Source organism: Aeromonas sp. 603079 (assembly GCF_049172135.1).
In the GTDB taxonomy this organism is placed as follows: domain Bacteria; phylum Pseudomonadota; class Gammaproteobacteria; order Enterobacterales; family Aeromonadaceae; genus Aeromonas; species Aeromonas veronii.
Map to the genome: position 1 here is coordinate 43,876 of NZ_JAAKPX010000019.1, position 26,539 is coordinate 70,414.

Here is a 26,539-nt window from a genome sequence, read left to right on the forward strand (position 1 = left end):
ACGGAACGTCGGTGCGGAGAGAGGACCGACGTTCCGTTGCACAGCTATCAGGCCAGAACCAGACCGTTATCGTAGTAAGCGATAGGCGCTTTGTCGCCCTCACCCTCGAAGGTCACCAGTTCCCAAGCCTCCTGCTCGGCCAGCAAGGCACGCAGCAGCTTGTTGTTCAGGGCATGTCCGGTCTTGTAGGCACGGAACTCACCGATGATGCTGCGGTTACACATGTAGAGGTCACCGATCGCGTCCAGCATCTTGTGCTTGACGAACTCGTCCTCATAACGCAAACCGTCTTCGTTCAGCACCCGATAGTCGTCCAGTACCACGGCGTTTTCCAGGCTTCCGCCCAGCGCCAGGTTCTGGGAACGCAGGTACTCGATATCACGCATGAACCCGAAGGTACGGGCACGGCTGATCTCTTTCACGAAGGAGGCACCGGAGAAATCCAGTACGCAACGCTGATTGCGACCTTCAAAGACCGGATGCTGGAAATCGATCTCGAGATCCATCTTGAAGCCGTTGCGATAGGGGTGGAATTCCGCCCACTTGTCGCCGTCTTCAACCCGGATGCTCTTCTTGATCCGCACAAACTGCTTGGCAGCATTCTGCTCACGGATCCCGACTTCCTGCAGCAGGTAGATAAAGGGATGCGCACTGCCGTCCATCACCGGGATCTCGGGCGCGTCAACCTCGACATAGAGGTTGTCGATCCCCATCCCGGCCAGCGCGGCGGAGAGGTGCTCAATGGTAGAGACACGGACACCGGCTTCGTTGACCAGAGCGGTACAGAGCACGGTATCGCGCACCTGATCGGCATTGGCTGGCAGCTCCACCACAGGATTCAGGTCGGTACGCAAGTAAACGATTCCTGTGTTCACAGGCGCCGGACGGAACGTCATGGTGACTTTCCGGCCCGAATGCAGGCCGACGCCAGTCGCCTGTACACTCGTTTTCAAGGTTCTTTGTCTAATCATGGGTGTACCCTAAACAGCTTAAAATCCGGACCAGATGGTCGTTGGCAGGCCATCTTAGCACATTCCTTGAACAACAAACAAACAAGAGCCATAAGAGGCTTAGTCTGCCTGCTTGCGCAGGAACGCCGGAATATCCAGGTAATCCGGTTCACGACGGGCTTGCGGTTCGGCGTTGACCACCTTGGCCGGGGCTTCGTCCATCACGCGGCCTTGCATCATGTCGCTAACCAGCGGCTGACGCACCGGACGCTCTTGCACCTGGCTGCTCTTAACCAGAGTGATGTCCGGCTTGCGCTCGGCACCGATACCGGTAGCAACCACGGTCACACGCAGCTCGTCGTGCATTTCCGGATCGATTACGGTACCTACAACTACAGTGGCGTTCTCGGAAGCGAAGGCCTTGACCGCGTTACCCACGGTTTCGAACTCTTCGATGGTCATGTCCATACCGGCGGTGATGTTGACCAGGATGCCACGGGCACCGGCCAGATCCACGTCTTCCAGCAGCGGGCTGGAGATGGCTTTCTCGGCCGCTTCTTCGGCACGGTCATCACCGGAGGCGGAACCGGTACCCATCATGGCGGTACCCATTTCGCGCATTACGGTACGCACGTCCGCGAAGTCGACGTTGATCAAGCCCGGACGGGTGATCAGCTCGGCAATGCCCTGTACCGCACCAAGCAGTACATCGTTGGCAGCCTTGAAGGCGTCCAGCAGGGAGATACCGCGACCCAGCACCTTCAGCAACTTGTCGTTGGGGATGGTGATCAGGGAGTCAACATTTTTGGAGAGCTCTTCGATACCGTGCGCAGCGAAGCCCATCCGCTTCTTCCCTTCAAAGGAGAACGGCTTGGTCACCACAGCAACGGTCAGGATGCCCATCTCGCGGGCCACTTCGGCCACGATCGGCGCAGCACCGGTACCGGTACCACCACCCATACCGGCGGCGATGAACACCATGTCGGAACCGGTCAGCAGCTCACGCAGTGCTTCGCGATCTTCCATGGCCGCATCACGACCCACTTCCGGATTGGCTCCGGCACCCAGACCCTTGGTGATGCCACCGCCGATCTGCAGGGTAGTGTTGGCGCTGGAGTTACGCAGTGCCTGGGCATCGGTGTTGACGGTAATAAACTCAACACCCTCAATATTTTGACGAACCATGTGCTCGACAGCGTTACCGCCGCCGCCACCTACACCGATCACTTTAATGACGGCTTCGTCAGTGTGGCTATCCATAAATTCAAACATGTTGTCTCTCCGCTTTATTTGCCTGACTCAGCAAAATTCTTAGAACTCGCCACGCAGCCAGTTGCTAACCCGTTTGACCAGGCCACCGACGCTTGCCTTGGCGGCATATTCTTTGTTGCTACCTGTGGCTTGATGGGTGCGGCCGTACTGCAGCAACCCGACCGCAGTCGAGTACACCGGTGCCTGCACGTAATCACTCAAACCACGTATGTTCATGGGCTCTCCCACCCGGACCTGGCTCTGGAAGATCTGCTCTGCACACTCCACAATGCCTTCAATCTGGGCAGCGCCGCCGGTCAAGACCACACCGGCTGCCAGCTGATGCTTGACCCCCTGCGCTTTCAACTCGCTTTGTACCCGCACCAGCTCATCATTCACCATGGAGAGCAACTCGGTGTAACGGGGCTCAATCACTTCAGCCAGTGTCTGCCGTTGCAGGCTGCGCGCCGGGCGACCGCCGACACTGGGTACTTCAATATTGTCTTCCTTGCTGACCAGACGACCGAGGGCGCAACCGTAGCGCACCTTGATCGCTTCCGCGTCGAGCGGCGGCGTGCCGAAGGCATAGGCGATGTCGCTGGTCACAGTGCTGCCAGCGTACGGGATCACCTTGGTGTGGCGCAGGGCACCGCCGGTAAACAGCGACATGTCCATGGTGCCGCCACCGATGTCCACCACGCAGACACCCAGCTCTTTCTCGTCTTCGGTCAACACGGCATAGCTGGAGGCCAGCGCGGAGAAGATCAGTTGATCCACGCGCAAACCGACCTTCTCCACACACTTCTCAATGTTGCGAGCCATGTCGTTGTGGCAGGTGATCAGGTGAACCTTGGCCGCCATCCGCACACCGGAGAGGCCGACCGGATTCTTGATCCCTTCCTGATAATCGATCGCAAACTCCTGAGGCAGGACATGCAGCACGCGCAGCTCGTCGGAGAGGCGAACTGACTTGGCGGTGTGGATCACGTTGTCCACATCCTCCTGCGTCACCTCTTCATCAGAGATGGGCACCATACCGGTCTCGTTGCGGCAGTCGATATGCTTGCCGGACAACCCCAGATAGACCGAGCTGATCTGGCAATCTGCCATCATCTCGGCCTCTTCCACCGCGCGGCGCAGTGACTTGACCACGGAGTCGAGGTCATTGACCCCGCCCTTCTCCATTCCGCGAGAAGCGTGACTGCCCATACCGATGACGTTCAGTTCACCGTCCGGCAATACTTCCCCGACCAGAACCGCCACCTTGGTTGTGCCGATATCCAGTCCGACAATCAAATTCCTATCTGCGGTGTTGGTCATGCACTTTCTCTTCGCTCTTCTTCCAGCCAACTGCCATTCCGGTGTCGTATCGAAGATCCACGTAGGCGACTTGCGCACGGGGTTCGATAACCGGAAAGGCATCGATAAACCGCTGCAACCGGAGCGCAATGTCATTGCGTCCCAGGAACAGCTTGATATTGCCATCCAGGGTCAGTTCCCAGGCATGGCGGGGGGTCAGATTCACCCCCAGCAACTTGTATCCCTTGGCAGCCAGTTGCGACTCGTACTGCCGACTCTCTTTCAACACCCGGGCGGCCTGATCATCCGGCCCCGACAACTGCATCAGCGGCGTCTTGACCCGATCCGGGGCGCTGAACACCTTGCCCTTGGTGTTGACGAAGCGGTTGCCGTTCCAGCGCGCCGCTACGTCCTGTTCCGTCAGGTAGACCTTGATCTTGTTCGGCCACTTCTTGCGTACCGATACCGAGGCCACCCATGGCAAGGCATTGAGCCTTGCCTGCAATTCATTGACGTCCAATTCGAAGAAGTTGCGCAGCTCGGCGCCATCCAGCACGGCCATCCGCAGCTCTTCAGTTTGCAAATACTGGTGTTGCCCCTGCAGCAACAGCTCGCTCATGGGCAACCGGTTGGCATCTGTCAGCCAACCTTTAACATCCAGCGCCGTCCGGTAGCAGCCCCATATCACCAGCAGGAAAAACGCTACCCCTGCGATGAAGCCACCCTTGGTGCGCCCCTGTGCCCTTGCCTCCACCCGATCGATCCCCGTGTAACGCGCTAAACCGGCCTTTGACAGACCGGTTCGCCATTATATAGGCCCCGGCTTGGCGGTCAAAATACTCATTGGGCCCTCAGGCGCCAGATTTCATGCTATCTATGCTCAATTTCATCTCTCCGAGACGACGGGCCAGTGCCCCGACGTTCCCGGCGCCTTGAGTCAGCACCAAATCCCCCTCGCCGATCAGGTCGGCCAGCACGGCTGGCACGTCATCCGGTGTAGCGACGAAGATGGGTTCCAGGTTGCCACGCGAGCGAATGGAGCGGCACAGTGCCCGTCCATCAGCGCCCGGGATCGGCTCCTCACCGGCAGCATAAACCTCCAGCATCACCAGCACGTCAACCTTGGAGAGCACATCGGCGAAGTCCTCGTAGAGGTCGCGGGTGCGGGTATAACGGTGGGGCTGGAACACCATCACCAGACGCTTCTCGGGCCAACCGGCACGGGCGGCATTGATGGTGACCTTCACTTCGCTCGGGTGGTGTCCGTAATCGTCCACCAGCATCGCCTTGCCGCGACCGGTTTCAAACTCGCCATACTGCTGGAAGCGACGACCGACCCCTTCAAATTTGGCCAGTGCAGAGATGATGGCCTCGTCGCTAACACCGTCCTCTGTCGCGACAGCTATCGCCGCTGCAGCGTTCAATGCGTTGTGAATACCCGGCAAATTGAGGGTCACCTGCAGCTCGCCCGCCTCTTTGCGGCGAACACGGAAGCAGCTGTGGTTGGTGGTCTGGACAAAATCCAGCACCTGCACATCGGCATCGTCGGAGAGGCCATAGGTCAGGGTCGGACGGGCAATCTCGGGCAACATGCCACGGATCACCGGATCATCGATGCAGACCACCGCCAGTCCGTAGAAGGGCAGATTGTGCAGAAACTCGATGAAGGTGGCCTTCAGCTTGGAGAAGTCACCGCCGTAGGTGTCCATGTGATCCGCTTCGATGTTGGTCACGATAGAGACCATCGGCTGCAGATGCAGGAAAGAGGCGTCGCTCTCGTCCGCCTCGGCAATCAGGTAGCGGCTGCTGCCCAGGCGGGCATTGGTGCCAGCACTGTTGAGCAGGCCACCGATGACGAAGGTCGGGTCGCGGTCGGCTTCGGCATAGATACTCGCCACCAGACTGGTGGTGGTGGTCTTGCCGTGGGTACCGGCGATGGCGATACCGTGGCGGAAACGCATCAGCTCGGCCAGCATCTCGGCGCGACGAACCACCGGAATACGTAGCTCGCGGGCGGCCAGCAGCTCCGGGTTGTCCTGCTTGATGGCGGTAGAGACCACCACCACGCTGGCACCCTCAACGTGTTCGGCACTGTGACCGACGAAGATGTGAGCGCCCAGTCCGGCCAACCGTTCAGTCACAGCATTGCGAGCCAGATCCGAACCCGTTACCTGATACCCTTCGTTGGCAAGCACTTCGGCGATCCCGCCCATACCGGCACCACCGATGCCGATAAAGTGGATGCGACGCACGCGGCGCATTTCGGGGATCACAGTACGCAGTTTTGCCAGTTCAACCTTGGTCATAATCGTCTCTTTAGTCTGCCGCAGGCCATGTACCGTCAAAGCTCGGCTGCACAGCGGCATCAATACATACAGGTACAAGGTTGCACGGTGTCACCACTGCAACCTTGCTCATTAATCTTTACCACGCTGCCCGGTTGCGAGCTGTTTGCACTCATCTGCAACCCGCTCGGCCGCATCGGTGATAGCGACGCGGCGAGCCGCTTTCGCCATGTTAAACAGGGTCTCCCGGCGACCAGCCAACCAGGTCAGGCGCGCCGCCAGCGATGCGGTATTCAGCTCGGACTGGGGCAGAAACTCGGCTGCACCGCCGTCGACCAGGGTCAAGGCGTTACGGGTCTGGTGATCATCCACCGCATGGGGCAATGGCACGAAAATGGCGGCCACACCGGCGGCAGCCACTTCGGAAACGGTCAGGGCACCGGCACGGCAGACCACCAGGTCGGCCCAGGCGTAGGCGCTGGCCATATCCTTGATAAATTCACTCACCTCGGCATTGATGCCGTGCTGGGCATAGGCAGCAGACACCGTCTCGGCATTGCCCTTGCCACACTGGTGACGCACCTCGATAGGCACACCAGCCGCCGCCACCGCAGCGGGTACCTGCTGGTTGAGCACCCGGGCACCCAGGCTGCCACCGACGATCAGCAGATGCAGCGGCTCGGCTTCGCTGCGAAGCTGCGGATCCGGCAGGGCGACCACTTCGGGACGCACCGGATTGCCTACCACGGCGGTACGGCGGCTCGGCGCGAAGGCGCCCGGAAATGCCATCAACACCCGCCTGGCGATACGGGCCAGCAGCTTGTTGGTCATGCCGGCAGCGGCATTCTGCTCATGGAGCAGCAGCGGGATGCCGGAGAACCAGGCAGCCACGCCACCCGGGCCGGAAGCAAAACCGCCCATGCCGAGCACCACATCAGGACGAACGGTCTTGAGTACCTGACGCGCCTGCAGGATCGATTTGACGATGCGATAGGGCGCCACCAGCAGTCGCTTGATGCCGTTGCCACGCACCCCCTGAATATCGATGAAGGAGATGGGATAACCGTGGGCTGGCACCAGTTCCGCCTCCATCCGGTCGGCAGTGCCGAGCCAGTGGACAGTCCAGCCCTGGGCCTTCAGGCGATCGGCCACGGCCAGACCGGGAAAGACATGCCCCCCGGTACCACCTGCCATCACCAACAGAGTCTTGCTCACTAAACCTCCCGCACGCGCGCCTGGGCAGTCGCCTGACGCAACTCAAAATCGATTCGAATCAACATGCTCACCGCCACTGTCATGATGATGAGACTCGAGCCACCGTAACTGACCAGCGGCAGGGTCAACCCCTTGGTCGGCATCATGCCGCTGGCTGCGCCAACGTTGACGAAAGTCTGGAAACTGAACCAGATGCCGATACCGATAGCCAGATAGCCATCATAGAGGCGGTCGGCTTGCAGGGCGCGATGCCCCAGCTTCAACGCCTTGATCGCCAACGCAAAGATGAGACACAGGGCGCCCAGTACCCCGACGTAACCCAGCTCTTCGCCGAGGATCGCAAACACGAAGTCGGTATGCGCTTCCGGCAGGTACTCCATCTTCTGGATGGAGTTGCCGAGCCCTTCGCCAAACCAGCTGCCACGGCCAAACGCCATCAGCGACTGGGTCAACTGGTAGCCACTGCCAAACGGATCGGCCCAGGGATCCATAAAAGAGGTCACCCGACGCATCCGGTATGGCTCGACGATGATCAGCATGATCACCCCACCAAGACCGCCACCGATAAGGATCATGAACTGCCACAGTTTGGCGCCAGCCAGAAACAGCATGCCGAACGAGGTGACGAACATCACCACGGTCGACCCCAGATCCGGTTGCAGCAGCAACAGGATCGCCAACACCCCGAATACTGCCAAGGGCTTCAGGAAGCCAAGCCAGGCTTCACGCACCTCGTTCTGACGCCGCACCAGATAACCGGCTAGATAGACGAATAGGGCCAGCTTGCCAAACTCGGCCGGCTGCAGGTTGAAGGGGCCCAGTGGCAGCCAGCGCACCGCACCGTTGACATTGCGCCCGACCACCAGCACCAGTACCAGCAGCAGAATGGCCAGCAACAGCATGGGTCCGTTGTACTCCTGCCAGCGCGCCATCGGCACCTGCAACACAAACCAGGAGATACCGAGCGCCATCACCAGAAACATGGCGTGACGCTTCACAAACATGAAGGGATCATCCCCCAGGGAGATCCCCTCCGGGATCGAGGCTGATGCCACGATCACCACCCCGACCGCCATCAGGGAGAGCGCCAGCAACACCAACTGCCGGTCATAGAGGCCGGCAGGGCGCGCCGGCAATAGCCAGCGCTGGAACAGACCTGCGGCTGCGCGAAGGACATTCATAGCGCCATCACCATCTCGGTAAAGCGATCGCCACGCACCTCGAACGACTTGAACTGATCGAGGCTGGCACAGGCTGGCGCCAGCAGCACCCAGTCACCGGGCTTGGCATCGGCAGCCGCCTTGGCAACCGCAGTGGCCAGGTCGGCCACCCGTTCGGTCTGCTCGCCCAGCGCCAGCAGCACCTCGGCATCCTGACCGAAGCAGTACATGTGATCGATCTGGTTGCCCAGAAGCGCCTGGATCGGGCCAAAATCCTGCCCCTTGCCCTGACCACCGGCCAGCAGCAACAGGCGCCCCTTGACCGACTCGCGCACACCGGCAACGGCAGCTAGCGTAGCTCCCACGTTGGTGGCTTTGGAGTCGTTGATCCAGCGCACCCCGTTCACTTCGCGCACGAAACGGGCACGGTGGGGCAAGCCTTCAAAGCGGCGCAGCACGGTGAGCTGGGCAGCGCGGGGAATGCCGACCGCATCGCACAGCGCCATGGCGGCCAGCGCGTTGGCCTGATTGTGGGCACCGACGATCTTCATCTCGTCCACCGCCAGCAGCGGCTCGCCGTGCAGGGTCAACCAGTAGCGGCCATCCAGCAGGCAGCGGCCATAGCCATTGCAGTCAAGACCGAAGCTCTGCCACACCTGACCCACATCGGGCAAAGTCTGGGGATCGTCGCGATTGACCAGAATGTGTTTGGAGTGCTGATGGATCTCCATCTTGGCGGCGCGGTAGTCGGCCATACCCTGATAGCGATCCATGTGATCTTCAGAGAGGTTCAGCACCACAGAGGCAGCAGCACGCAAACTGTGAGTGGTCTCCAGCTGGAAGCTGGAGAGCTCCAGTACGCAGAGATCCATCGGCTGCTTGAGCAGCTCCAGCGCAGGCGTACCGATATTGCCGCCCACGCCCACCTTGAGCCCGGCTTCGGCAATCATCTCACCCACCAGGGTCGTGACAGTGCTCTTGCCATTGGAACCTGTGATGGCGATGACCGGTGTCTCGGTCTCGCGAACGAACAACTCGATATCGCCGACGATCTGCACACCACATTCGGCAGCCGCTTTCAATTCAGGGGTAGCCAGGGCAATGCCCGGGCTCGCGACGATCATATGCGCCTGTTTGAGTCGCTCACCATCCAGCCCGTAAATGAGTTCCACCTCGGCAGGTAGTTGATCCTTGCCGGGCGGGTTGGCGCGAGTGTCCATCACCAGTGGGGTGACACCACGGCCGAGGAAGTAGTCGACGCAGGAGAGTCCGGTTTTGCCGAGTCCGATAACGATGACCATGGCCTTACCTCACCTTCAGGGTGGCAAGACCCAGCAGCACCAGCACGAGGGTGATGATCCAGAAACGCACGATAACGCGCGGCTCCGGCCAGCCCTTCTTCTCGTAGTGGTGATGGATCGGCGCCATGCGGAAGATCCGCACGCCGCGCAGCTTGTAAGACCCCACCTGCAGGATCACCGAGACAGTCTCCATCACGAAGACACCGCCCATGATCACCAGCAGGAACTCCTGGCGTACCAGCACGGCGATGGTGCCGAGCGCGCCGCCCAATGCCAGGGAACCGACGTCCCCCATGAAGACCTGTGCCGGATAGGTGTTGAACCAGAGAAAGCCCAGACCTGCCCCGACGATGGCAGTACAGACGATCACTAGCTCGGAGGTATAGGGAACATAGGGAATATGCAGGTAACTGGCGAAGTTGACGTTGCCGGTTGCCCAGGCGATAAACGCAAAGCCGCCCGCCACCATCACGGTCGGCATGATGGCCAAGCCATCCAGACCATCGGTCAGGTTGACCGCGTTGGAGGTACCAACAATGACGAAATAGGTGAGCAGGATAAACATCAGGCCAAGTTGCGGCATCACATCCTTGAGGAAGGGCACCACCAGCTGGGTCTGACCATCATGGGTGGCCGTGGCGTAGAGGAATACAGCCACTCCCAGCGCAACGGCGGATTGCCAGAAGTACTTCCAGCGGGCGATCAGGCCGTCGGTATTCTTGCGCACCACCTTAAGGTAGTCGTCGGCAAAGCCGATGGCGCCATAGGCACCCAGCACAAACAGCACCAGCCAGACATAGGGGTTGTCGAGGCGGCACCAGAGCAGCACAGACGTGAAAATCGCAGCAATGATCATCAGACCACCCATGGTCGGAGTGCCCCGCTTGCTGAGGTGGGACTCGGGACCATCGTTGCGGATCACCTGACCGAACTTCAGGATCTGCAGGCGACGAATGAGGCGCGGCCCCATCCAGAGCGCAACTCCCAGACCGGTAATGATCGACAGGATGGCGCGAAACGTCAGGTAGGAGAAGACGTTGAAGAAGGTGAAGTGCGGGGTGAGCAGTTCGGCCAGCCAGACTAGCATGTGGCTGACTCCTGATGGCCTTTGACCATCTCGACGATATCTTCCATGCGGGAGCCACGGGCACCCTTGACCAGAATCGAAATTTCCTGATGTGTATTTATCATTTGCGCAAGCACTTCAAACAACGACGCCTTGTTATCGAAATGTCGGCCAGCCGCGGCATCTGCGGTATAGCGACTATGTTCCCCTACTGTCAGCACGGCATCCAGACCGCACTCGCGGGCATGACGGCCAACCCGGGCATGTTGCTCGGCAGACTCCTCACCCAGTTCCCGCATGTCGCCAAACACCAGCACCTTAAAGCCGCTCATGGCGGTCAAGGCATCGATGCCCGCCAGCACGGACTCCACGCTGGCGTTGTAGGTATCATCCACCAGGGTCAGACCGCCCCAGTGCTGAACACAGAAGCGTCCCTTGACCGGAGCCATCTGCTCCAGACCGGCTTTGACCGAGGCCAGAGAAGCACCGAGTGCCAGGGTACCGGCAGCAGCAGCCAGCGCATTGGCCACGTTGTGGCGACCCGGGATCGCCAGAGTCAGGCTCAGCTCACCCTGCGGGGTCACCATCACGAACTCGGCGCAGCCTTGTTCGTTGAGCACAAGGTTGCGCGCGTGGAACGGCTGGCTCTGATCGTCGATGGAGAAGGCGCACTGAATGCCGCGTTCCCGCCACTTCGGCCAGAATTCGTTGTCGGCGTTGACGATGGCCGTGCCGCCCTCGCTCAGCCCCTCAAAAATTTCGCTCTTGGCGTGGAACACACCTTCCAGCGAGCCGAAGCCCTCCAGATGGGCCGCCGCCACGTTGTTGATGATGGCGGCATCGGGTTTGGCCAGCGAGGTAGTCCAGGCGATCTCGCCCGGATGGTTGGCACCCAGCTCCATCACTGCAAACCGGTGTTGCGGCTCGAGGCGCAGCAGGGTGAGCGGCACGCCCACCTCGTTGTTGAAGTTGCCAGCGGTGGCCAGCACTTCCCCTTCGTTGCGCAGGATGGCGGTTGCCATCTCCTTCACCGTGGTCTTGCCGCAGCTGCCGGTAATGGCCAGCACTTTCGGGTTGATGCGCTCGCGTACCAGCTTGCCGAGTCGGCCCAGTCCTTTCAGACTGTCGGTCACCACCAGCTGGGGGATGGCCAGCGGCAGCTCACGCTCGACCAGCAGGGCAGAGGCCCCTGCCTGAACGGCCTGCTCGCAAAAATCGTGGGCATCGAAGCGCTCGCCGCGCAGGGCAACGAACAGGGCACCCGCGCCCAGAGTACGGGTGTCGGTACTGACGACGCTGATCTCGCCATCGTTACCAATCAGACGGGCATCGAGTACCTGAGCCAGCTCGGCAAGCCTGAGGGTCATCATTTGAATGACTCCAATAATGTGTGCAAGGCGGCCGCAACGGTTTCCCGGTCGCTGTAGTGCCGCTTGTCGGTTCCAATGATCTGATAATCCTCGTGACCCTTACCGGCCACCAGGATGATGTCCTGTTTGCTCGCCTGACCGATGGCCAGCGCAATCGCCTTGACCCGGTCGTGCTCCACCTGCACCGCAGCAGGATCGCGAAGACCCGCCACCATGTCGGCCATGATCCGGGCCGGCTCCTCGGTACGGGGATTGTCGTCGGTCAGGATCACGCGATCCGCATACTGCTCGGCCATGGCGGCCATCATGGGGCGCTTGCCGCGATCGCGGTCGCCACCACAACCAACCAGACACCAGAGCTGCCCTGTGCAGTGCACCCGCAGGGCCTGCAATGCCTTCTCCAGAGCGTCCGGGGTGTGGGCGTAATCGACCACCGCCAGCGGCGTATCACCACCGCCAAAGCACTCCATGCGACCGGTTACCGGCTGCAATTTCGGGGCCGTTGCCAGCAGCTCGTGGAAGTCGTAACCGAGCACCAGCATCACGCCCATCGCGGCCAGCACATTGCTGACGTTGAAGCGCCCGAGCAAGGGGGCGGATAATACACCATTCCCCCAGCTGGAGTTAATCTGCGCGCGAAAACCTTGCTGGTGAAAATCGAGCTGCTGCGCCGTTAATTGACGGCCAGAATGGTGTTCAATCGGGCCATTAACGCTAAACGCCACCGCTGCCGGGTATTTTCCGAGCCACTTGGCACCCAACTCGTCATCGCGGTTGATCACCGCATTCGACTCATCGACCAGCTGCAGCAACTGCTCTTTGGCCGCACCATAGGCTTCCATGGTGCCGTGATAATCGAGGTGATCCCGGCTCAGGTTGGTGAAAACGGCAGCGGCAAAAGGCAGTGCGGCAACACGATGCTGCACCAGACCATGGCTGGAGACCTCCATCGCCACCAGATCCGCCTCCTGCGCTTGCAGCGCAGCCAGATTGGCTTGCACCTGCACGGCGCTGCCGGTGGTATTTTCCGCTTCGATCAAATTGCCAAACAGGCCGTTGCCGATGGTCCCCATCACACCCGCCTTGCCACCCAGCAGGGTGCGCCAGTTGGCGACCAGCAGTGCCGTAGTGCTCTTGCCGTTGGTGCCGGTGACCCCGACCAGATCCAATTTTTGGGCTGGCTGATCGTAGAAATAGCCCGCAAGAGCAGAGAGGTGAGCGGGCAGATCCCGCATCCCGATACAGGGAACCGGAGTCGATGGTGGGATAAATTCACCATCCTCCTCAAACACAACAGCGGTCGCTCCCTGAGCCACCGCCTGCTCGATAAACCGTCTGCCATCCACCTGATGACCGCAAATGGCCACGAAGAGCGTGCCGGGCCTGACCCGCCGACTATCCAGCTGGATATCGGTCAGAGTGAGCGCCGGCGCCTGAATACCGAAGGGGCGCAGTAATGCATCAAGTGCGCGGGACAAGAGGAGCCTCCGTACGGGCAAGTTTGGCGGGCACCGCTGTGGGCACCGCATCAGGACGAATATTGAAGAGTTGCAGTACCCCGCCCATGGCCTCTGCAAACGGCGGGGTCGCCACGGCACCGCCATAGTAGGCACTACCTTTTGGCTCGTTAATCACCACCACCATGACGAAACGGGGATTACTGGCAGGGGCAAAACCGGCAAACCAGGCCATGTAATCCTTGCCGTAGCCTCCGGCAACTGCGACCTTGGCGGTACCACTCTTGCCACCGACCCGATAACCCGGAATCTTGGCCTTGGGAATAGCGTTGTCGACTACGTACTCCAGCGCCTGCAGCATGGCGGAGGCGTTGTTGTGATCGATCACCTGCTCACCCTTGGGCGGCGTGGTCACCTTGACGATGGAGATGGGCACTCGCTTGCCCTTGTTGGCCAGGGTGGCGTAGGCGGAAGCCAGTTGCAGCGGGGTAACCCGCAGACCATAACCAAACGAAAGGGTCGCCCGCTCGATATCGGACCAGCGCCGACGCTGAGGCAACATACCACCGCTCTCGCCCATCAGTCCGCTGCCGGTATCCATACCGAAACCGAACATACTGAGGGTGTTGATCATCTCTTGGGCCGGCATCCGCAGGGCAATGCGCGACATGCCGATGTTGGAGGAGTAGCGCAGGATATCGTAAAGGTTGGTCGCCTTGTGAATACTGACGTCCTTGATCTGCTTGGCACCGATAAAGAGCGGACCACCGGGAATGAAATCCTTCCAGCTGGTGACACCCGCCTGCAAGGCACTTAGCAAAATCAGCGGCTTGACTGTGGAGCCCGGCTCGTAGGTATCGGTCACCACCCGGTTGCGTACCCGGAAACTCTGATACTGGCCGCGGTTGTTCGGGTTATAGGAGGGGGTATTGACCATGGCGAGCACTTCGCCGGTCTTGATATCCAGCATCACCATGGAGCCGGACGTTGCCTTGTTCTCGTCGGTTGCTCGCTTGAGCGCCCGATAGGCCAGAGCCTGTACCCGCTGATCGATGCTGAGCTGCAGATCGTTGGCGTTCTTGCCCTCTTTGACGATACCAAGACGCTCGATGACCCTGCCCTGCCGGTCCTTGCGCACCCGCATCTCGCCCGGTGTCGCCGTCAGCCACTCGTTGTAGCTGCGCTCGATCCCCTCGATCCCGTTGCCATCGATGTTGGTTACCCCCACCAGGTGGGCACTGATTTCGCCAGTCGGATAGAAGCGGCGCGACTCGGGACGCAGATAGACACCACCCAGCTTGAGCCCCTTGATGTATTCAGAGACAGCGGGCGTTACCTGACGCTGCAGATAGACGAAGCGCTTGCTGGGGTTGGCGATACGTTGCTTGAGAGTATTGATATCGATTTTGAGGACTGCTGAGAGCGCCATCCAAGCCCGCTCATTGTGGATAGCACCGGACTCGTGCACAGTCTTGGGATCGGCCCAGACCGCCTCGACCGGAACGGAAACAGCCAGCTGTTCACCATTGCGATCGGTGATCATGCCGCGCACCGCCTGGGTGGAGGTGGTTCGCAGAGAGCGCATGTCCCCCTCCTGACGCAGACGATCCGGATTGATCACCTGGATCCAGGCCAGACGGAGGATCAGCCCGACAAAGGCGATGCCGATGAATACGACCAGCGTGCGGAAGCGCCACGGATAGATAGATGGCGCTTTAACGTTCGCTTTAGCGGTTTTGGCTGTAGCCTTCCGTTTCATGGCAGAGTAATTACCTTCTCGGTGGTCACCAGAGGGCGACCCATTTGCAACTTGTCCATGGCCAGCGTGGCGACCCGGGAGTGTTCCGCCAGAGTGCCCTGCTCCAGCAAGAGGTGGCGCCATTCGATATTGAGGCGATCCTCTTCCGCCATTAGGTCATTCTGTTTGGCGGTGAGGCCACGGGTCATGTTGGTCACCAGGATCACGGCAAACGCGGTCACCAGTACGGCAACCGACAGAAAAATCTGCAGCTTGTGCCGCCAGAGATCGGCAACGATCTCCTTGGCTAGGTGGACACGTACTTCGCTCATCGCTTACTCCGCCAGCCGCTCGGCGACCCGCAGCACCGAGCTGCGCGAACGGGTGTTTTCAGAGACCTCATGATCAGAAGGCTTGAGCGCCTTGCCGACCGACTTCAATTTGCGACCGCCAGCCAGCTGGGCCTCGGTCAAGGGAATGCCGTAGGGCACTTCAGGCCCCTTCTCGTGCTTGCGAATGAAGTGTTTCACCAGCCGGTCTTCCAGCGAGTGGAAGCTGATCACAGACAGACGGCCATGTGGTGCCAGCACGTCCAATGCACCGTTGAGCACGGTTTCGATCTCGTCCAGCTCGCTGTTGATATAGATGCGGATGGCCTGGAAACTGCGGGTTGCCGCATGCTTGCCCTTCTCCTTGCTCGGATTGACCCGGGCAATCATCTCAGCCAGCTGACGGGTACGCACGTAAGGCTCGGTCACCCGGTCGTGGACGATGGCGCGGGCGATCTTCTTGGCAAAGCGCTCCTCACCGAAGGTCTTCAGCACCCAGGCGATATCATCCACATCGGCCTTGGCAAGCCACTCGGCGGCGCTCTGGCCGGAAGTGGGGTCCATCCGCATATCGAGCGGACCATCTTTCATAAAGCTGAAGCCGCGCTCGGCATCATCCAGTTGGGGTGAAGAGACCCCCAGATCCAGCAGGAAGCCATCCACCTTGCCAAGCAAACCACGATCGCTCAGATAGCGAGTGATACCGGAGAAGGGGCCGTGCACGATTTCGAAGCGGGGATCCTGGATCTTGGCCGCTTCGGCGATCGCCTGCGGGTCGCGGTCGATGGCGATCAGGCGGCCATTCGGGCCAAGGTGCTGCAGGATCAGACGAGAATGACCACCACGGCCAAAAGTACCGTCGACGTAGACACCGTCCGGCTTGATGGCCAGACCTTCAACGGCTTCGTGCAGCAGCACTGTGATGTGTTCAGCGGCTTGGGTCATTTATAAAGAGAAATCCTGTAGTCGTGGTGAGCTTGCCCAATCGTCCCCGGGCAGACCCAAGATGTCGTCATTGACCTGTTGTTGCCAGCGGGCTTCATCCCACAACTCAAACTTGTTGAGCTGGCCCACCAGCATAATTTTCTTGTCCAGCCCCGCATGGTTGCGCAGTGGCTGACTGAGCAGCAGACGGCCATTGCCATCCAGCTCGCATTCAGTTGCATGTCCCAGCAGCAGGCGCTGCAAACGGCGCTCTTGAGGATTCATGCTGGAGAGGGTCTTTAGCTTGCGCTCGACCTCTTCCCACTCGTTCAGGGGATAAAGCAGCAGACAGGGATGGGCAATATCGATGGTGCAGACCAGCTGGCCGTCGCTTTCGTCGCGCAGCCAGTCACGGAATTTGGTCGGAATCGCCAACCGCCCTTTACTGTCCAGGCTGATGGCATGAGCGCCACGCAACAAATTGCTGTCCCTGAAGGTGAATGAGGAGGCTGATTGCCCCTCTAAAAACCACTTTGATCCACTTTTCCCCACCTTGAAGTTTAAGGACGTGCAGGGGGCTTTTCAAGCAAGGAGATGGGGCAGAGGGAACATATTGACGCAGCATTTGCATACCGCAGATTGAGTGGGTTGATTTTCCACAAGTTATTTGGCTTTAGGCTCTGGTGATTAATTGAAATAAGTGAATGAACTGAGAACACACACAATATGCGGGTGCGAACAATCATCCTGGGTTCTATCACCATCTATCGCTGCCATCGTGCCAAATACGAAACTATTCGATTGATTTAAAACATATAATTTCATTCAAAATGACAAGGCCGAAAATATCCTGCCAACGAAGCCATATTTTCTCATGCATAAAAAAGAGCCCCGCGATAAATCGCGGGGCTCTTCGGAATGAGGTCGGAGTCGGCCTGTAAGCCGGGTTCTGTACCGGGTTGCCCCGGGTAGCAATCATTCCTCTAGGCCAGCAATCGCTCGCTGGCTCAAGCAACCTACCCGCCCCCAACGCGGGCCGCGCCAATAGGGGCCTATTTGGTCTTGCTTCGGGTGGAGTTTACCGTGCCACGAACTGTTGCCAGTCGCGCGGTGCGCTCTTACCGCACCCTTTCACCCTTACCTGATCCCTTGCGGGCCATCGGCGGTCTGCTCTCTGTTGCACTGGTCGTAGGCTCGCGCCCCCCAGGCGTTACCTGGCACCCTGCCCTGTGAAGCCCGGACTTTCCTCCCCTCCGCCCGTCTGTCCCGAGGGACACAACGACGAAGCAGCGATTGCCCAGCCAACTCCGAGGCGCGGATTATACCCTTGCGATACGTACGGGGTAAACCGGCAATTCCCGTTTACAGCCATTTATCGCGCTTGGCCCCCGTTTACAGGCTGACTGATTGTCGATACAGGGGATTGCGCAGGTCAAAAAACAGTCTGATGACCTATTGACCGACTCAATAGTGCTCGAGACCGTATTTATAGAGGGCATTCTTCTTCACGCCGTGGATCTCGGCGGTCAGGGCGGCCGCTTTTTTCAGTGGCAGTTCGGTCACCAGCAGACCCAGAGTACGGATCGCCTCGGCGGGCAGATCCTCTTCTTCTTTGGAGGCGCCAGCCACGACCAGCACGATCTCGCCGCGGCAGCGGTTGTCATCCTCACCAAGCCAGGTCAGCATTTCAGAGGCTGGCAGACCGTGGATCGACTCGAAGGTCTTGGTCAGCTCGCGGCACACCACCACCTGACGCTCACCGAGAATGCGAGCAATCGCTTCCACTGTATCCTGCACACGGCGCGGGGATTCGTAGAACACCAGCGAGCGGGTGTCTTCAATAACGGCTTGCAGGCGATCGTCACGCCCCTTGCTCTTGGCGGGCAGGAAGCCCTCAAAGGCAAAGCGATCGGTGGGCAGACCGGCCGCGCTCAGAGCCGTGATGGCAGCACAGGGACCGGGCAGCGGCACCACCTTGACCCCAGCTTCACGACAGCGGGTGACCAAGTGATAACCGGGGTCGCTGATGAGCGGGGTGCCAGCATCGGAGACCAGCGCAACACTCTTGCCCTCTTTGATCCGGCCGATCAGCACATCGGCTTTCTGCTGCTCGTTGTGATCGTGCAGGGCGAAGGTCGGCACCGAGATTTGGTAGTGGCTGAGCAGGATACCGGTATGACGGGTATCTTCGGCTGCCACCAGATCGACACTACGTAAAATATCCAATGCACGCTGGGTGATGTCCGCCAGATTGCCGATCGGAGTGGGGACTATATACAGGGTTGGGATGTCACTCATGGGATCTCCGAGTGCCCCGACAATTGTGTCGCCATATTGGCCCGTTTACACTATGGGGAACTTCAACACTGGTCGGGGAATGAACTTGAACCGGGTTACAAAGCAGCTAAGTGTATCACGACTCTTCGGCATCATACTCGCGGCAGTACTGCTCGCAGCCTGTGCGTCGGAGCCCAATCAACCGTCAGGGCAGTCAGGCATGCCCTCTGCGTTTTCCAATCTGACCAAGAATGCCCAGTGGTATCTTGAGCAGGTGGACCCCGCCAAGCCGGCCGAAGCCTTTACCTGGCAAATGCTGGCGGCACGCAGCTATCTGGCACTGGGCCAGACCAAACCAGCCTCGGCACTGTTCCAGCAATTGCAGAAGCAGGCCAAGGACCCCGCCCAGAAGGCGCAGTTGCAACTGCTGCAAGCCCATCTGTTGCTGGCGCAAGGCCACGCCAATCAGGCGCTGATCCTGCTGGAAGGCAAACCCGAGGTGCTGCTGGATGCCGATACCCAAAAGGATTGGTATCGCCAGCGCGTAGTGCTGCAACTCGACATCAACAACAAGTTTGGCGCAGCCAAGTCGTTGATTGCACTGGAGCCCTACCTCAATCAGAGCGAGCAGGCGACCAACCATCAGCAAATCTGGTCGTTGCTCAAAAGCATGACCCCCTCCACCCTGCAAGCGCTGGAAGAGGCTCCGGCCCCTGATGTGACCACCGGCTGGTTGCGACTGGCGGCACTGGTCAACGAGTTTGGCGCCCAACCGAACCTGCTGGCCCGCCAGCTGGCAGGCTGGAAGCGCGACTTCCCCAACCATCCAGCCCAGAAGGATATGCCGGCAGGATTGGGCGATCTGGCGGCCACTGCCAGCACCTCGGTGCAACAGATCGCCGTGCTGCTGCCCCTCTCCGGCAATCTGGAGCCGCAGGGCGCCGCCATCCGTAACGGTATGCTGATGTCTTATAAGGAAAATCAGGGGCAATTCACCCTGAACTTCTACGACACCCAGAGCAAGTCGACCGGCGACCTTTATAAGCAGGCGATTCAGGAAGGGGCAGACATGATCATCGGCCCGCTGCTGAAAGACCGGGTCGAGGAGCTGCTAAAGGCAAATCCGACCGTGCCGGTACTGGCGCTCAACGAGCTGGACAAGCCGATCGTCAACGACACCACCTACTACTTCTCCCTCTCTGCCGCCGCAGATGCCGCGCAGGCAGCCCAGTACCTCTACACCCAGGGCTACCGCAAACCGCTGCTGATCGCCGCTCAGGGGCGGATCGGTTACAGCAGTATCAAGGCGTTCGAGCAGAGCTGGGCCACCCTGAGCCAGGATAAGCCGGTGGTTGCCACCTTCGGTGCCCGCAACGAAGTACAGGGGATGGTCAAGAATGCCCTGAGCGGCCGCTCTACCGCCCGTGCTGGCGAAGTAGTGCAACTCTCTGATGCCGCACCGCGCAGCATCGATGCCGTTTATGTGGTGGCCAACAGCCTGGAAACCCGGATGATCAAGCCCTACGTGGATGTCTCGGTCAATCCGATGGGCAGCCTGCCCATCTACACCAGCTCCCGCGGCTACGACAGCGCAGCCACCGAGGTCGCCTCCGAGCTCAACGGCATGCATATCGCCGATATGCCGCTGCTGCTGGGCGGCTACGAGAAACAGCGCGAGCAGATCGCCCTGCTCTGGCCGCAGACCCAGGGTGACCTGCTGCGTCTGTTTGCCATGGGCTACGATGCCGTCAGCCTGGCTGAGAACCTGCAGCAGATGCGCAAGGTGGGTGGCATGCAGCAGGCCGGCATGAGTGGTCAGCTGAGCGTGGATGCCCAGGGCAATATCGTGCGGATGCTGAGCTGGGGTACTTACCAGAACGGCAAACTGGTCGACGAGAACGCCGTTCAGCAACTGGAGGAGCCCTCCAATGAAGGAACTATGGAAACGGATGCGCCAGCAGTTGCCGAGCCTGTTCCCCTCACCAACGAGCAAGGGACAGCACTTTGAACAAGTCGCTGAACGCTGGTTGCAGGCCCAGGGCCTGCAACCGGTAGCTCGCAACTACCGCTGTCGTGGCGGTGAAATAGATCTCATCATGCACCAGGGCCAGACCCTGGTGTTTGTTGAGGTGCGCTACCGGGCCACCGGCAGCCATGGCGGGGCCGCCAGCTCGGTCACCCATAGCAAACAGCGCAAGATCATGCTGGCAGCGCGCCACTATTTGAAGCAACATGCCATCAACGAGGCCAATCAGGCCTGCCGATTCGATGTGATTGCGTTCGAGGGTGACCAGCCAGCCTGGATCCAGAACGCATTTTAAGAGGACCCTATGACTGACCGCATCAAAGAGAACTACACCGAAAGCATCCAGACCAAAATAGCCGCCGCCGAGGCGCTGCCGGATGCCATCCATACTGCAGCCCAGATGATCACCATCTGCCTGCTCAATGGCCACAAGGTGCTGGCATGCGGTAACGGTCCTTCTGCCGCACTGGCGCAACTGTTCATCTCCGAGCTGGTCAACTGCTACGAGACCCAGCGCCCCTCTCTTCCCGGCATGGCTCTGACCCCGGACATGGCGACCATCAGCGCCATCGCCACCGACCATGGTTTTGAAGAGGTCTACGCCAAGCAGATCCGCGCGCTGGGCCAGCCTGGCGACATTCTGGTGGTCATCACCACCACGGGCAACAGCCGAAGCCTGATCAAGGCGGCCGAGGCAGCTCTCTCCCGCGACATGACCATAGTGGTGCTGAGCGGCGGCGACGGTGGCGAAATGGCTGGCTTGCTGGGGCCAAACGATGTGGAGATCCGAGTACCCTCTGCCCGCCGCCCCCGTATTCTTGAGGTCAACCTGTTGACCCTGCACTGTCTGTGTGATCTCATCGACCAGACTCTTTTCCCGCAACAGGAAGATTGAAACCATGAACAAGCAGATACTCATCCTTGGCCTGCTAGCCAGCGCCTTGCTATTGCAGGGCTGTGCTGCCGTGGTGGTTGGCGGAGCAGCTGGTACCGCCAAGGTTTCTGGCGACCGCCGTACCATGAGCGCCCAGTGGGATGACCAGAGCATCGAGCTGAAAGCAGCCAATCTGCTGGCCGACAACAAACCGCTCAGCGCAGCCAGCAAGATCAGTGTCTACAGCAACAATGGCCGCGTGCTGCTGGTCGGTCAGACACCTTCTGACGTTTACAAGCTGGAAGCAGGCAAGATTGTTGGCCGCATCGAGGGGGTCCGCCACGTCTACAACGAGTTACGCCTTGGTCAGCCAGTCAGCCTGACCACACGCAGCAATGACACCTGGCTCACCTCCAAGGTGAAAGCCGACATGTTCGGCACCAAAAACTTCGATAGCGCCAAGGTCAAGGTGGTCACCGAAAACGGCGAAGTATTCCTGATTGGTCTTGTCACCCGTCAGGAGGGAGAGCAGGCGGTCAACATCGCTCGCCACGTTAGCGGTGTGAAGCGAGTCATCAAGGCATTCGAATACGCCCAGAACTGATAATTACGGATATGAAAAACGCAGCCAATTGGCTGCGTTTTTTTATTTGATGACTTTCAGGGTCGGACGACCGCTTGGACGCGGCGGTTCCGGCTCTGGCTCCACCGGTGCTTCGGCCTGCTCCAGCCAGATATCGTAACCAGGCTCGGGGGGGAACAGGGTTCCCACGCCGTTCTCCCTAGCATGGATAGCCAGCACGGCCGCCATCGGGATATAGACCTGTTGGGATACCCCGCCAAAGCGGGCGCTGAAGCTGATTGCCTCATTATCCATGTGAAATTGCATCACGGCACGGGGGGCGATATTCAGCACAATCTGCCCGTCCTGAGCAAACTGCATCGGCACCATCACATGGGGAATGTTGACGTTGACCACCAGATGGGGAGTCAGATCGTTATCCAGCAACCAGTCAAAGAACGCCCGTAACAGGTACGGGCGACTCGGCGTCATTGTCGGTTCCATGCTCATACGCCAGCACGGATCTCGCGTTCGGCTTCGGTCAGGGATGCCTGGAAGGACTCACGCTCGAACAGACGAACCATGTAGGCCTTCAGCTCTTTGGCGCCACGACCGGTCAAGTCGATACCCAGGCTCGGCAGACGCCACAACAACGGAGCCATATAGCAATCTACCAGACCAAACTCTTCGCTCATGAAATAGGGCATTTCACCGAAGATCGGTGCAATGGCGAGCAAGTTGTCACGCAGTTCGTTGCGTGCTGCTTCTGCATCGGTACCGGCCATGATCTTGTCAGCCAGGGAATACCAGTCCAGCTCGATGCGGTGCATCATCAGGCGGCTGTTACCACGCGCAACCGGATAAACAGGCATCAGGGGTGGATGCGGGAAGCGTTCGTCCAGATACTCCATGATGATGCGTGAGGTGTAGAGTGCCAGCTCACGATCAACCAGGGTCGGTACAGAGTTGTACGGGTTCAGCTCGGCCAGCTCATCCGGCAGATTGGCTGGGTCAACCTGACAGATATCCACACTAACACCCTTCTCCGCCAGGACAATACGCACCTGATGGCTGAACATATCGTTGGCACCGGAAAACAGCGTCATTACCGAACGCTTATTGGCAGCTACAGCCATTGAACCCTCCCGTCATAAAAAAGCAGAAACGGCAATGAAGCATCTTGGTCTTCATTGCCGTGCATTATATTACCCGGATCTGGTCGCTTAGTGAACGTCGCGCCAGAATTCCTTCTTCAACAGCACAGTGAAGATGAAGAAGATCACGATGAAACCAAGCACCCAGAAGCCCATGCGTTCACGCTCCTGTTGTACCGGTTCAGCCGAGTAGACCAAGAAGTTTACCAGATCCAGTACCGTCTTATCATACTCTTCGTCATCCATTTCACCGTTGCCGTCAGATTTGATGCTGACAACCTGCTGGGTCTCGACGCCATCGACCATGTGAGTCGCGAACTCGGCACGGGGAGTCCCCTGCAGCGGCTCCAGCACATGGGGCATGCCCACTGACGGGAACACCACGTTATTCACACCAAACGGACGGGTCGGATCCACGTAAAAAGAACGCAGATAAGTGTAAATCCAGTCCGCACCACGTACTCGGGCTACCAGAGTCAGGTCGGGAGGCGGCGCACCAAACCACTTAGCGGCATCCTTCTCGGACATGGCACTCTTCATCAGATCACCCACTTTGGCGTCGGTGAAAATGAGGTTCTCCTTCATCAGATCCTCAGGGATCTCCAGATCGGCAGCAACCCGGTTGTAACGTTGGTACTGGGTAGAGTGGCAGCCGGCACAATAATTCATGAAGGTGGCCGCTCCGCGTTGCAGGGATGCCTTGTCACTCAGATCGTAATTGGCCTTGTCCAGTGCAACCGCACCTCCAGCGGCAAACACCAGAGAGGGCAGCAGGGTCAGCACTGCAAATATTATTTTTTTCATTTAAATGTCACCCTCTCCGGCAGCGGCTTGGTGCGTTCGTTTTTGCTGTAGAAGAACAACAGCACGAAGAAACCGAAATAACCCAAGGTACAGATCTGGGCAACCAGCGTCAGAGTCGGCGTCGACGGCAGTACACCCAGCACCCCCAGAATGATGAAGCAGACCACAAACTGGGCGATGTTCAGCTTGTGCAGCTTGCTGCGATAGCGTATTGAACGCACCTTGCAGCGATCCAGCCAGGGCAGCAGGAACAACACCACAATAGAGAGGCCCATCATGATGACGCCAAGCAGCTTGTCAGGTACCGCACGCAGAATCGCGTAGAAGGGGGTGAAGTACCACACAGGCGCGATGTGAGCCGGAGTCTTCAGGCCGTTGGCCACTTCAAAGTTCGGCTTCTCGAGGAAGTAACCCCACATATCCGGCTTGAAGAAGATGATGGCGCAGAAGAAGAACAGGAAGCCGGCCACACCGATCATATCCTTGACGGTGAAGTAAGGGTGGAACGCCACCGCATCCAGCGGCCAGCCGTTCTCGTCCTTGTGCTTCTTGATATCGATGCCATCCGGGTTGTTGGAGCCGACTTCGTGCAGCGCCAGGATATGCATGGCAACCAGCATCACCAAAACCAGCGGCAACGCGATGACGTGCAGCGCGAAGAAGCGGTTCAGGGTCGCACCAGAGATAACGTAGTCACCACGGATCCACAGGGTAAGATCGTCACCGATGACCGGAATGGCACCAAACAGCGAGATGATGACCTGGGCCCCCCAGAATGACATCTGTCCCCAGGGCAGCAAGTAGCCCATAAAGGCTTCCGCCATCAGCACCAGGAAGATCAGCATGCCGAAAATCCACAGCAGCTCGCGCGGCTTCTGGTAAGAGCCGTAAATCATACCTCGGAACATGTGCAGGTAGACCACCACGAAGAAGGCAGAGGCACCGGTAGAGTGCATGTAACGTAGCAGCCAGCCATACTCCACATCCCGCATGATGTACTCGACGGAGGCAAACGCACCTTCCGCAGAGGGGTTGTAGTTCATGGTCAGCCAGATGCCGGTGATGATCTGGTTAACCAGCACCAACATGGCCAGCGAACCGAAGAAATACCAGAAGTTCAGGTTCTTCGGAGCCGGATACTTGGCCATGTGGTCGTTGTACATTGCCGTAAGCGGAAAGCGATCGTCAATCCAGCCCATCAGTTTGCTCAACATGATCAGGCCTCCTTGCCATCGGCACCGACCAGAATGGTGGTGTCGTTAATGAATTGATACGGCGGAATAACCAGGTTCAGTGGTGCAGGCACCCCCTGGAACACACGGCCAGCCATATCGAACTTGGAGCCATGACACGGGCAGAAGAAGCCGGACGCAACCCCCTGCACCTGCTCACCAAAACTGTCAGGCAGATAAGAAGGTGAACACCCGAGATGGGTGCAGATACCGACCGCGACAAAAATTTCGGGCTTGATCGATCTGTACCCGTTATGGGCATAGTCAGGCTGCTGCGGCTCTTCTGATGAGGGATCCCGCAACTTGTCATCATGTGCTGCCAGGGCATCCAGCGTCTGCTTGGTGCGTTTCACCACCCAGACGGGTTTGCCACGCCACTCGACACGGATGAGCTGACCCGGTTCCAACTTGCTGATATCGACTTCAACCGGTGCACCGGCTGCTTTGGCCTTGGCACTCGGATTCCATGACTTTATAAACGGCACTGCGGTAAACGCAGCTCCTACCCCACCAACGGCAACCGTTGACCAGGTAAGAAATCTGCGGCGACCGGTATCAACTGGCGCATTGCTCATCCAAAAACTCTCCCATGTGGACTCCGCACATTCTTATAGTGTCCCTGTTCCCCATTTTTCCCGTGACAACAGCGGCGGAAGCTGGATTTACAATTGCCACAGAAAACAGGGGAAATTTTAAAGAAAAGATAACAACTTGACAAGAAAGAGCGGTGAGCAATAAAAACAATAAAGAAACAATTTTTTGTCTTTTGTGACGCGTGGTTAGCATTGATGTCGGTAATATTACTAATAAAAAAAGCCTGGCGGTTGCCAGGCTTTTTTGACACTCGAAAGAGTGAGCACCGAAAGCGAATTAACGCTTGGAGTACTGCGGACGCTTACGAGCTTTGTGCAGACCGACTTTCTTACGCTCAACCTTACGGGCATCGCGAGTAACAAAGCCTGCTTTACGCAGTTCGGAACGCAGGGTTTCATCGTACTGCATCAGAGCACGAGTGATACCGTGGCGGATCGCACCAGCTTGACCGGAGATGCCACCACCGTTAACGGTGATGTACAGATCCAGTTTCTCGGTCATCTCAACCAGTTCCAGCGGCTGACGAACTACCATGCGGGCAGTCGGACGACCGAAGTACTGCTCCAGGGAGCGCTGGTTGATTACGATCTTACCGCTACCCGCTTTGATAAATACGCGAGCAGTGGAGCTTTTGCGACGGCCGGTACCGTAGTATTGATTTTCTGCCATGT

General features: G+C 58.9%; 26 protein-coding genes and 1 other RNA gene. 4 read left to right on the forward strand and 23 right to left on the reverse strand.

Going from position 1 to position 26,539, the window contains the following annotated elements; translation table 11 throughout:
- Positions 1-47 precede the first annotated feature (47 nt).
- The 17 genes from lpxC to rsmI form a co-directional block, all read right to left on the reverse strand.
- Positions 48-971: a UDP-3-O-acyl-N-acetylglucosamine deacetylase gene (gene lpxC, locus G5287_RS14860; protein WP_005336146.1), complete on the reverse strand. Its 924-nt coding sequence runs from the start codon at positions 969-971 to the stop codon at positions 48-50.
- 99 nt (positions 972-1,070) lie between these two features.
- Positions 1,071-2,222 (reverse strand): cell division protein FtsZ, encoded by a 1,152-nt coding sequence (gene ftsZ / locus G5287_RS14865; protein ID WP_005336147.1) that lies wholly within the window; start codon positions 2,220-2,222, stop codon positions 1,071-1,073.
- A gap of 39 nt (positions 2,223-2,261) precedes the next feature.
- On the reverse strand, positions 2,262-3,521 hold the full coding sequence (gene ftsA, locus G5287_RS14870) for a cell division protein FtsA (protein ID WP_005336148.1): 1,260 nt from the start codon (positions 3,519-3,521) through the stop codon (positions 2,262-2,264).
- Complete coding sequence (locus G5287_RS14875; RefSeq protein ID WP_421172507.1) at positions 3,502-4,254, reverse strand: cell division protein FtsQ/DivIB; 753 nt, start codon at positions 4,252-4,254, stop codon at positions 3,502-3,504. Before G5287_RS14875 ends, ftsA begins: the two co-directional genes overlap by 20 nt.
- A 97-nt stretch (positions 4,255-4,351) precedes the next feature.
- On the reverse strand, positions 4,352-5,806 hold the full coding sequence (murC, locus tag G5287_RS14880; protein WP_005336150.1) for a UDP-N-acetylmuramate--L-alanine ligase: 1,455 nt from the start codon (positions 5,804-5,806) through the stop codon (positions 4,352-4,354).
- Between the two features lie 111 nt (positions 5,807-5,917).
- Positions 5,918-7,000 carry an undecaprenyldiphospho-muramoylpentapeptide beta-N-acetylglucosaminyltransferase gene (gene murG / locus G5287_RS14885; protein WP_421172508.1) on the reverse strand — a complete coding sequence of 361 codons (1,083 nt, stop codon included), beginning with the start codon at positions 6,998-7,000 and terminating at the stop codon, positions 5,918-5,920.
- Positions 7,000-8,181 carry a cell division protein FtsW gene (gene ftsW / locus G5287_RS14890; protein ID WP_421172509.1) on the reverse strand — a complete coding sequence of 394 codons (1,182 nt, stop codon included), beginning with the start codon at positions 8,179-8,181 and terminating at the stop codon, positions 7,000-7,002. Before ftsW ends, murG begins: the two co-directional genes overlap by 1 nt.
- Entirely contained in the window at positions 8,178-9,461 is a 1,284-nt protein-coding gene (murD, locus tag G5287_RS14895) for a UDP-N-acetylmuramoyl-L-alanine--D-glutamate ligase (RefSeq protein ID WP_421172510.1), read from the reverse strand. Before murD ends, ftsW begins: the two co-directional genes overlap by 4 nt.
- Positions 9,462-9,465: 4 nt before the next feature.
- Complete coding sequence (gene mraY / locus G5287_RS14900) at positions 9,466-10,548, reverse strand: phospho-N-acetylmuramoyl-pentapeptide-transferase (protein WP_005341701.1); 1,083 nt, start codon at positions 10,546-10,548, stop codon at positions 9,466-9,468.
- Positions 10,542-11,897: a UDP-N-acetylmuramoyl-tripeptide--D-alanyl-D-alanine ligase gene (locus G5287_RS14905; RefSeq protein WP_421172511.1), complete on the reverse strand. Its 1,356-nt coding sequence runs from the start codon at positions 11,895-11,897 to the stop codon at positions 10,542-10,544. The genes mraY and G5287_RS14905 overlap by 7 nt, the downstream gene beginning before the upstream one ends.
- Positions 11,894-13,426: a UDP-N-acetylmuramoyl-L-alanyl-D-glutamate--2,6-diaminopimelate ligase gene (murE, locus tag G5287_RS14910; RefSeq protein WP_421231507.1), complete on the reverse strand. Its 1,533-nt coding sequence runs from the start codon at positions 13,424-13,426 to the stop codon at positions 11,894-11,896. The genes G5287_RS14905 and murE overlap by 4 nt, the downstream gene beginning before the upstream one ends.
- Positions 13,359-15,113, reverse strand: coding sequence for a penicillin-binding transpeptidase domain-containing protein (locus tag G5287_RS14915; RefSeq protein ID WP_216952212.1), 1,755 nt, complete (start codon positions 15,111-15,113; stop codon positions 13,359-13,361). Before G5287_RS14915 ends, murE begins: the two co-directional genes overlap by 68 nt.
- Entirely contained in the window at positions 15,110-15,424 is a 315-nt protein-coding gene (gene ftsL / locus G5287_RS14920; protein WP_216952213.1) for a cell division protein FtsL, read from the reverse strand. Before ftsL ends, G5287_RS14915 begins: the two co-directional genes overlap by 4 nt.
- A gap of 3 nt (positions 15,425-15,427) precedes the next feature.
- On the reverse strand, positions 15,428-16,366 hold the full coding sequence (gene rsmH / locus G5287_RS14925; RefSeq protein WP_421223119.1) for a 16S rRNA (cytosine(1402)-N(4))-methyltransferase RsmH: 939 nt from the start codon (positions 16,364-16,366) through the stop codon (positions 15,428-15,430).
- A complete protein-coding gene (gene mraZ / locus G5287_RS14930) occupies positions 16,367-16,825 on the reverse strand; it encodes a division/cell wall cluster transcriptional repressor MraZ (protein WP_013723406.1) in 459 nt (152 codons plus the stop codon).
- A gap of 442 nt (positions 16,826-17,267) precedes the next feature.
- Positions 17,268-17,654: RNase P RNA component class A (rnpB, locus tag G5287_RS14935), an RNA gene on the reverse strand.
- Between the two features lie 155 nt (positions 17,655-17,809).
- Positions 17,810-18,643, reverse strand: coding sequence for a 16S rRNA (cytidine(1402)-2'-O)-methyltransferase (rsmI, locus tag G5287_RS14940; protein ID WP_047438714.1), 834 nt, complete (start codon positions 18,641-18,643; stop codon positions 17,810-17,812).
- 199 nt (positions 18,644-18,842) lie between these two features.
- Here rsmI and G5287_RS14945 point away from each other — a divergent pair, with 199 nt between their 5' ends.
- Genes G5287_RS14945 through dolP form a run of 4 tightly spaced genes read left to right on the forward strand, consistent with a single transcriptional unit; the run spans position 18,843 to position 22,126 of the window.
- A complete protein-coding gene (locus tag G5287_RS14945; RefSeq protein ID WP_421231508.1) occupies positions 18,843-20,630 on the forward strand; it encodes a penicillin-binding protein activator in 1,788 nt (595 codons plus the stop codon).
- Positions 20,572-20,943: a YraN family protein gene (locus G5287_RS14950; protein WP_322112865.1), complete on the forward strand. Its 372-nt coding sequence runs from the start codon at positions 20,572-20,574 to the stop codon at positions 20,941-20,943. Before G5287_RS14945 ends, G5287_RS14950 begins: the two co-directional genes overlap by 59 nt.
- A gap of 9 nt (positions 20,944-20,952) precedes the next feature.
- Positions 20,953-21,543 carry a D-sedoheptulose-7-phosphate isomerase gene (locus G5287_RS14955; RefSeq protein WP_005341724.1) on the forward strand — a complete coding sequence of 197 codons (591 nt, stop codon included), beginning with the start codon at positions 20,953-20,955 and terminating at the stop codon, positions 21,541-21,543.
- Between the two features lie 4 nt (positions 21,544-21,547).
- Positions 21,548-22,126: a division/outer membrane stress-associated lipid-binding lipoprotein gene (dolP, locus tag G5287_RS14960; RefSeq protein WP_227341815.1), complete on the forward strand. Its 579-nt coding sequence runs from the start codon at positions 21,548-21,550 to the stop codon at positions 22,124-22,126.
- 42 nt (positions 22,127-22,168) lie between these two features.
- On the opposite strand, the gene G5287_RS14965 is transcribed toward dolP, so the two are convergent.
- From G5287_RS14965 to rpsI, 6 genes are all read right to left on the reverse strand, one after another.
- A complete protein-coding gene (locus G5287_RS14965; protein WP_041234002.1) occupies positions 22,169-22,594 on the reverse strand; it encodes a ClpXP protease specificity-enhancing factor in 426 nt (141 codons plus the stop codon).
- Positions 22,591-23,220: a stringent starvation protein SspA gene (gene sspA / locus G5287_RS14970; protein ID WP_005336279.1), complete on the reverse strand. Its 630-nt coding sequence runs from the start codon at positions 23,218-23,220 to the stop codon at positions 22,591-22,593. Before sspA ends, G5287_RS14965 begins: the two co-directional genes overlap by 4 nt.
- 87 nt (positions 23,221-23,307) lie before the next feature.
- Positions 23,308-24,042: a cytochrome c1 gene (locus G5287_RS14975; RefSeq protein WP_201938939.1), complete on the reverse strand. Its 735-nt coding sequence runs from the start codon at positions 24,040-24,042 to the stop codon at positions 23,308-23,310.
- Positions 24,039-25,256 (reverse strand): cytochrome b, encoded by a 1,218-nt coding sequence (locus G5287_RS14980; RefSeq protein WP_421231509.1) that lies wholly within the window; start codon positions 25,254-25,256, stop codon positions 24,039-24,041. The genes G5287_RS14975 and G5287_RS14980 overlap by 4 nt, the downstream gene beginning before the upstream one ends.
- Before the next feature lie 2 nt (positions 25,257-25,258).
- The gene (petA, locus tag G5287_RS14985; protein ID WP_216952217.1) at positions 25,259-25,849 is read right to left on the reverse strand and encodes a ubiquinol-cytochrome c reductase iron-sulfur subunit; all 591 of its coding nucleotides are present in this window, start codon (positions 25,847-25,849) and stop codon (positions 25,259-25,261) included.
- Between the two features lie 295 nt (positions 25,850-26,144).
- On the reverse strand, positions 26,145-26,537 hold the full coding sequence (rpsI, locus tag G5287_RS14990; protein WP_005336286.1) for a 30S ribosomal protein S9: 393 nt from the start codon (positions 26,535-26,537) through the stop codon (positions 26,145-26,147).
- Positions 26,538-26,539 lie beyond the last annotated feature (2 nt).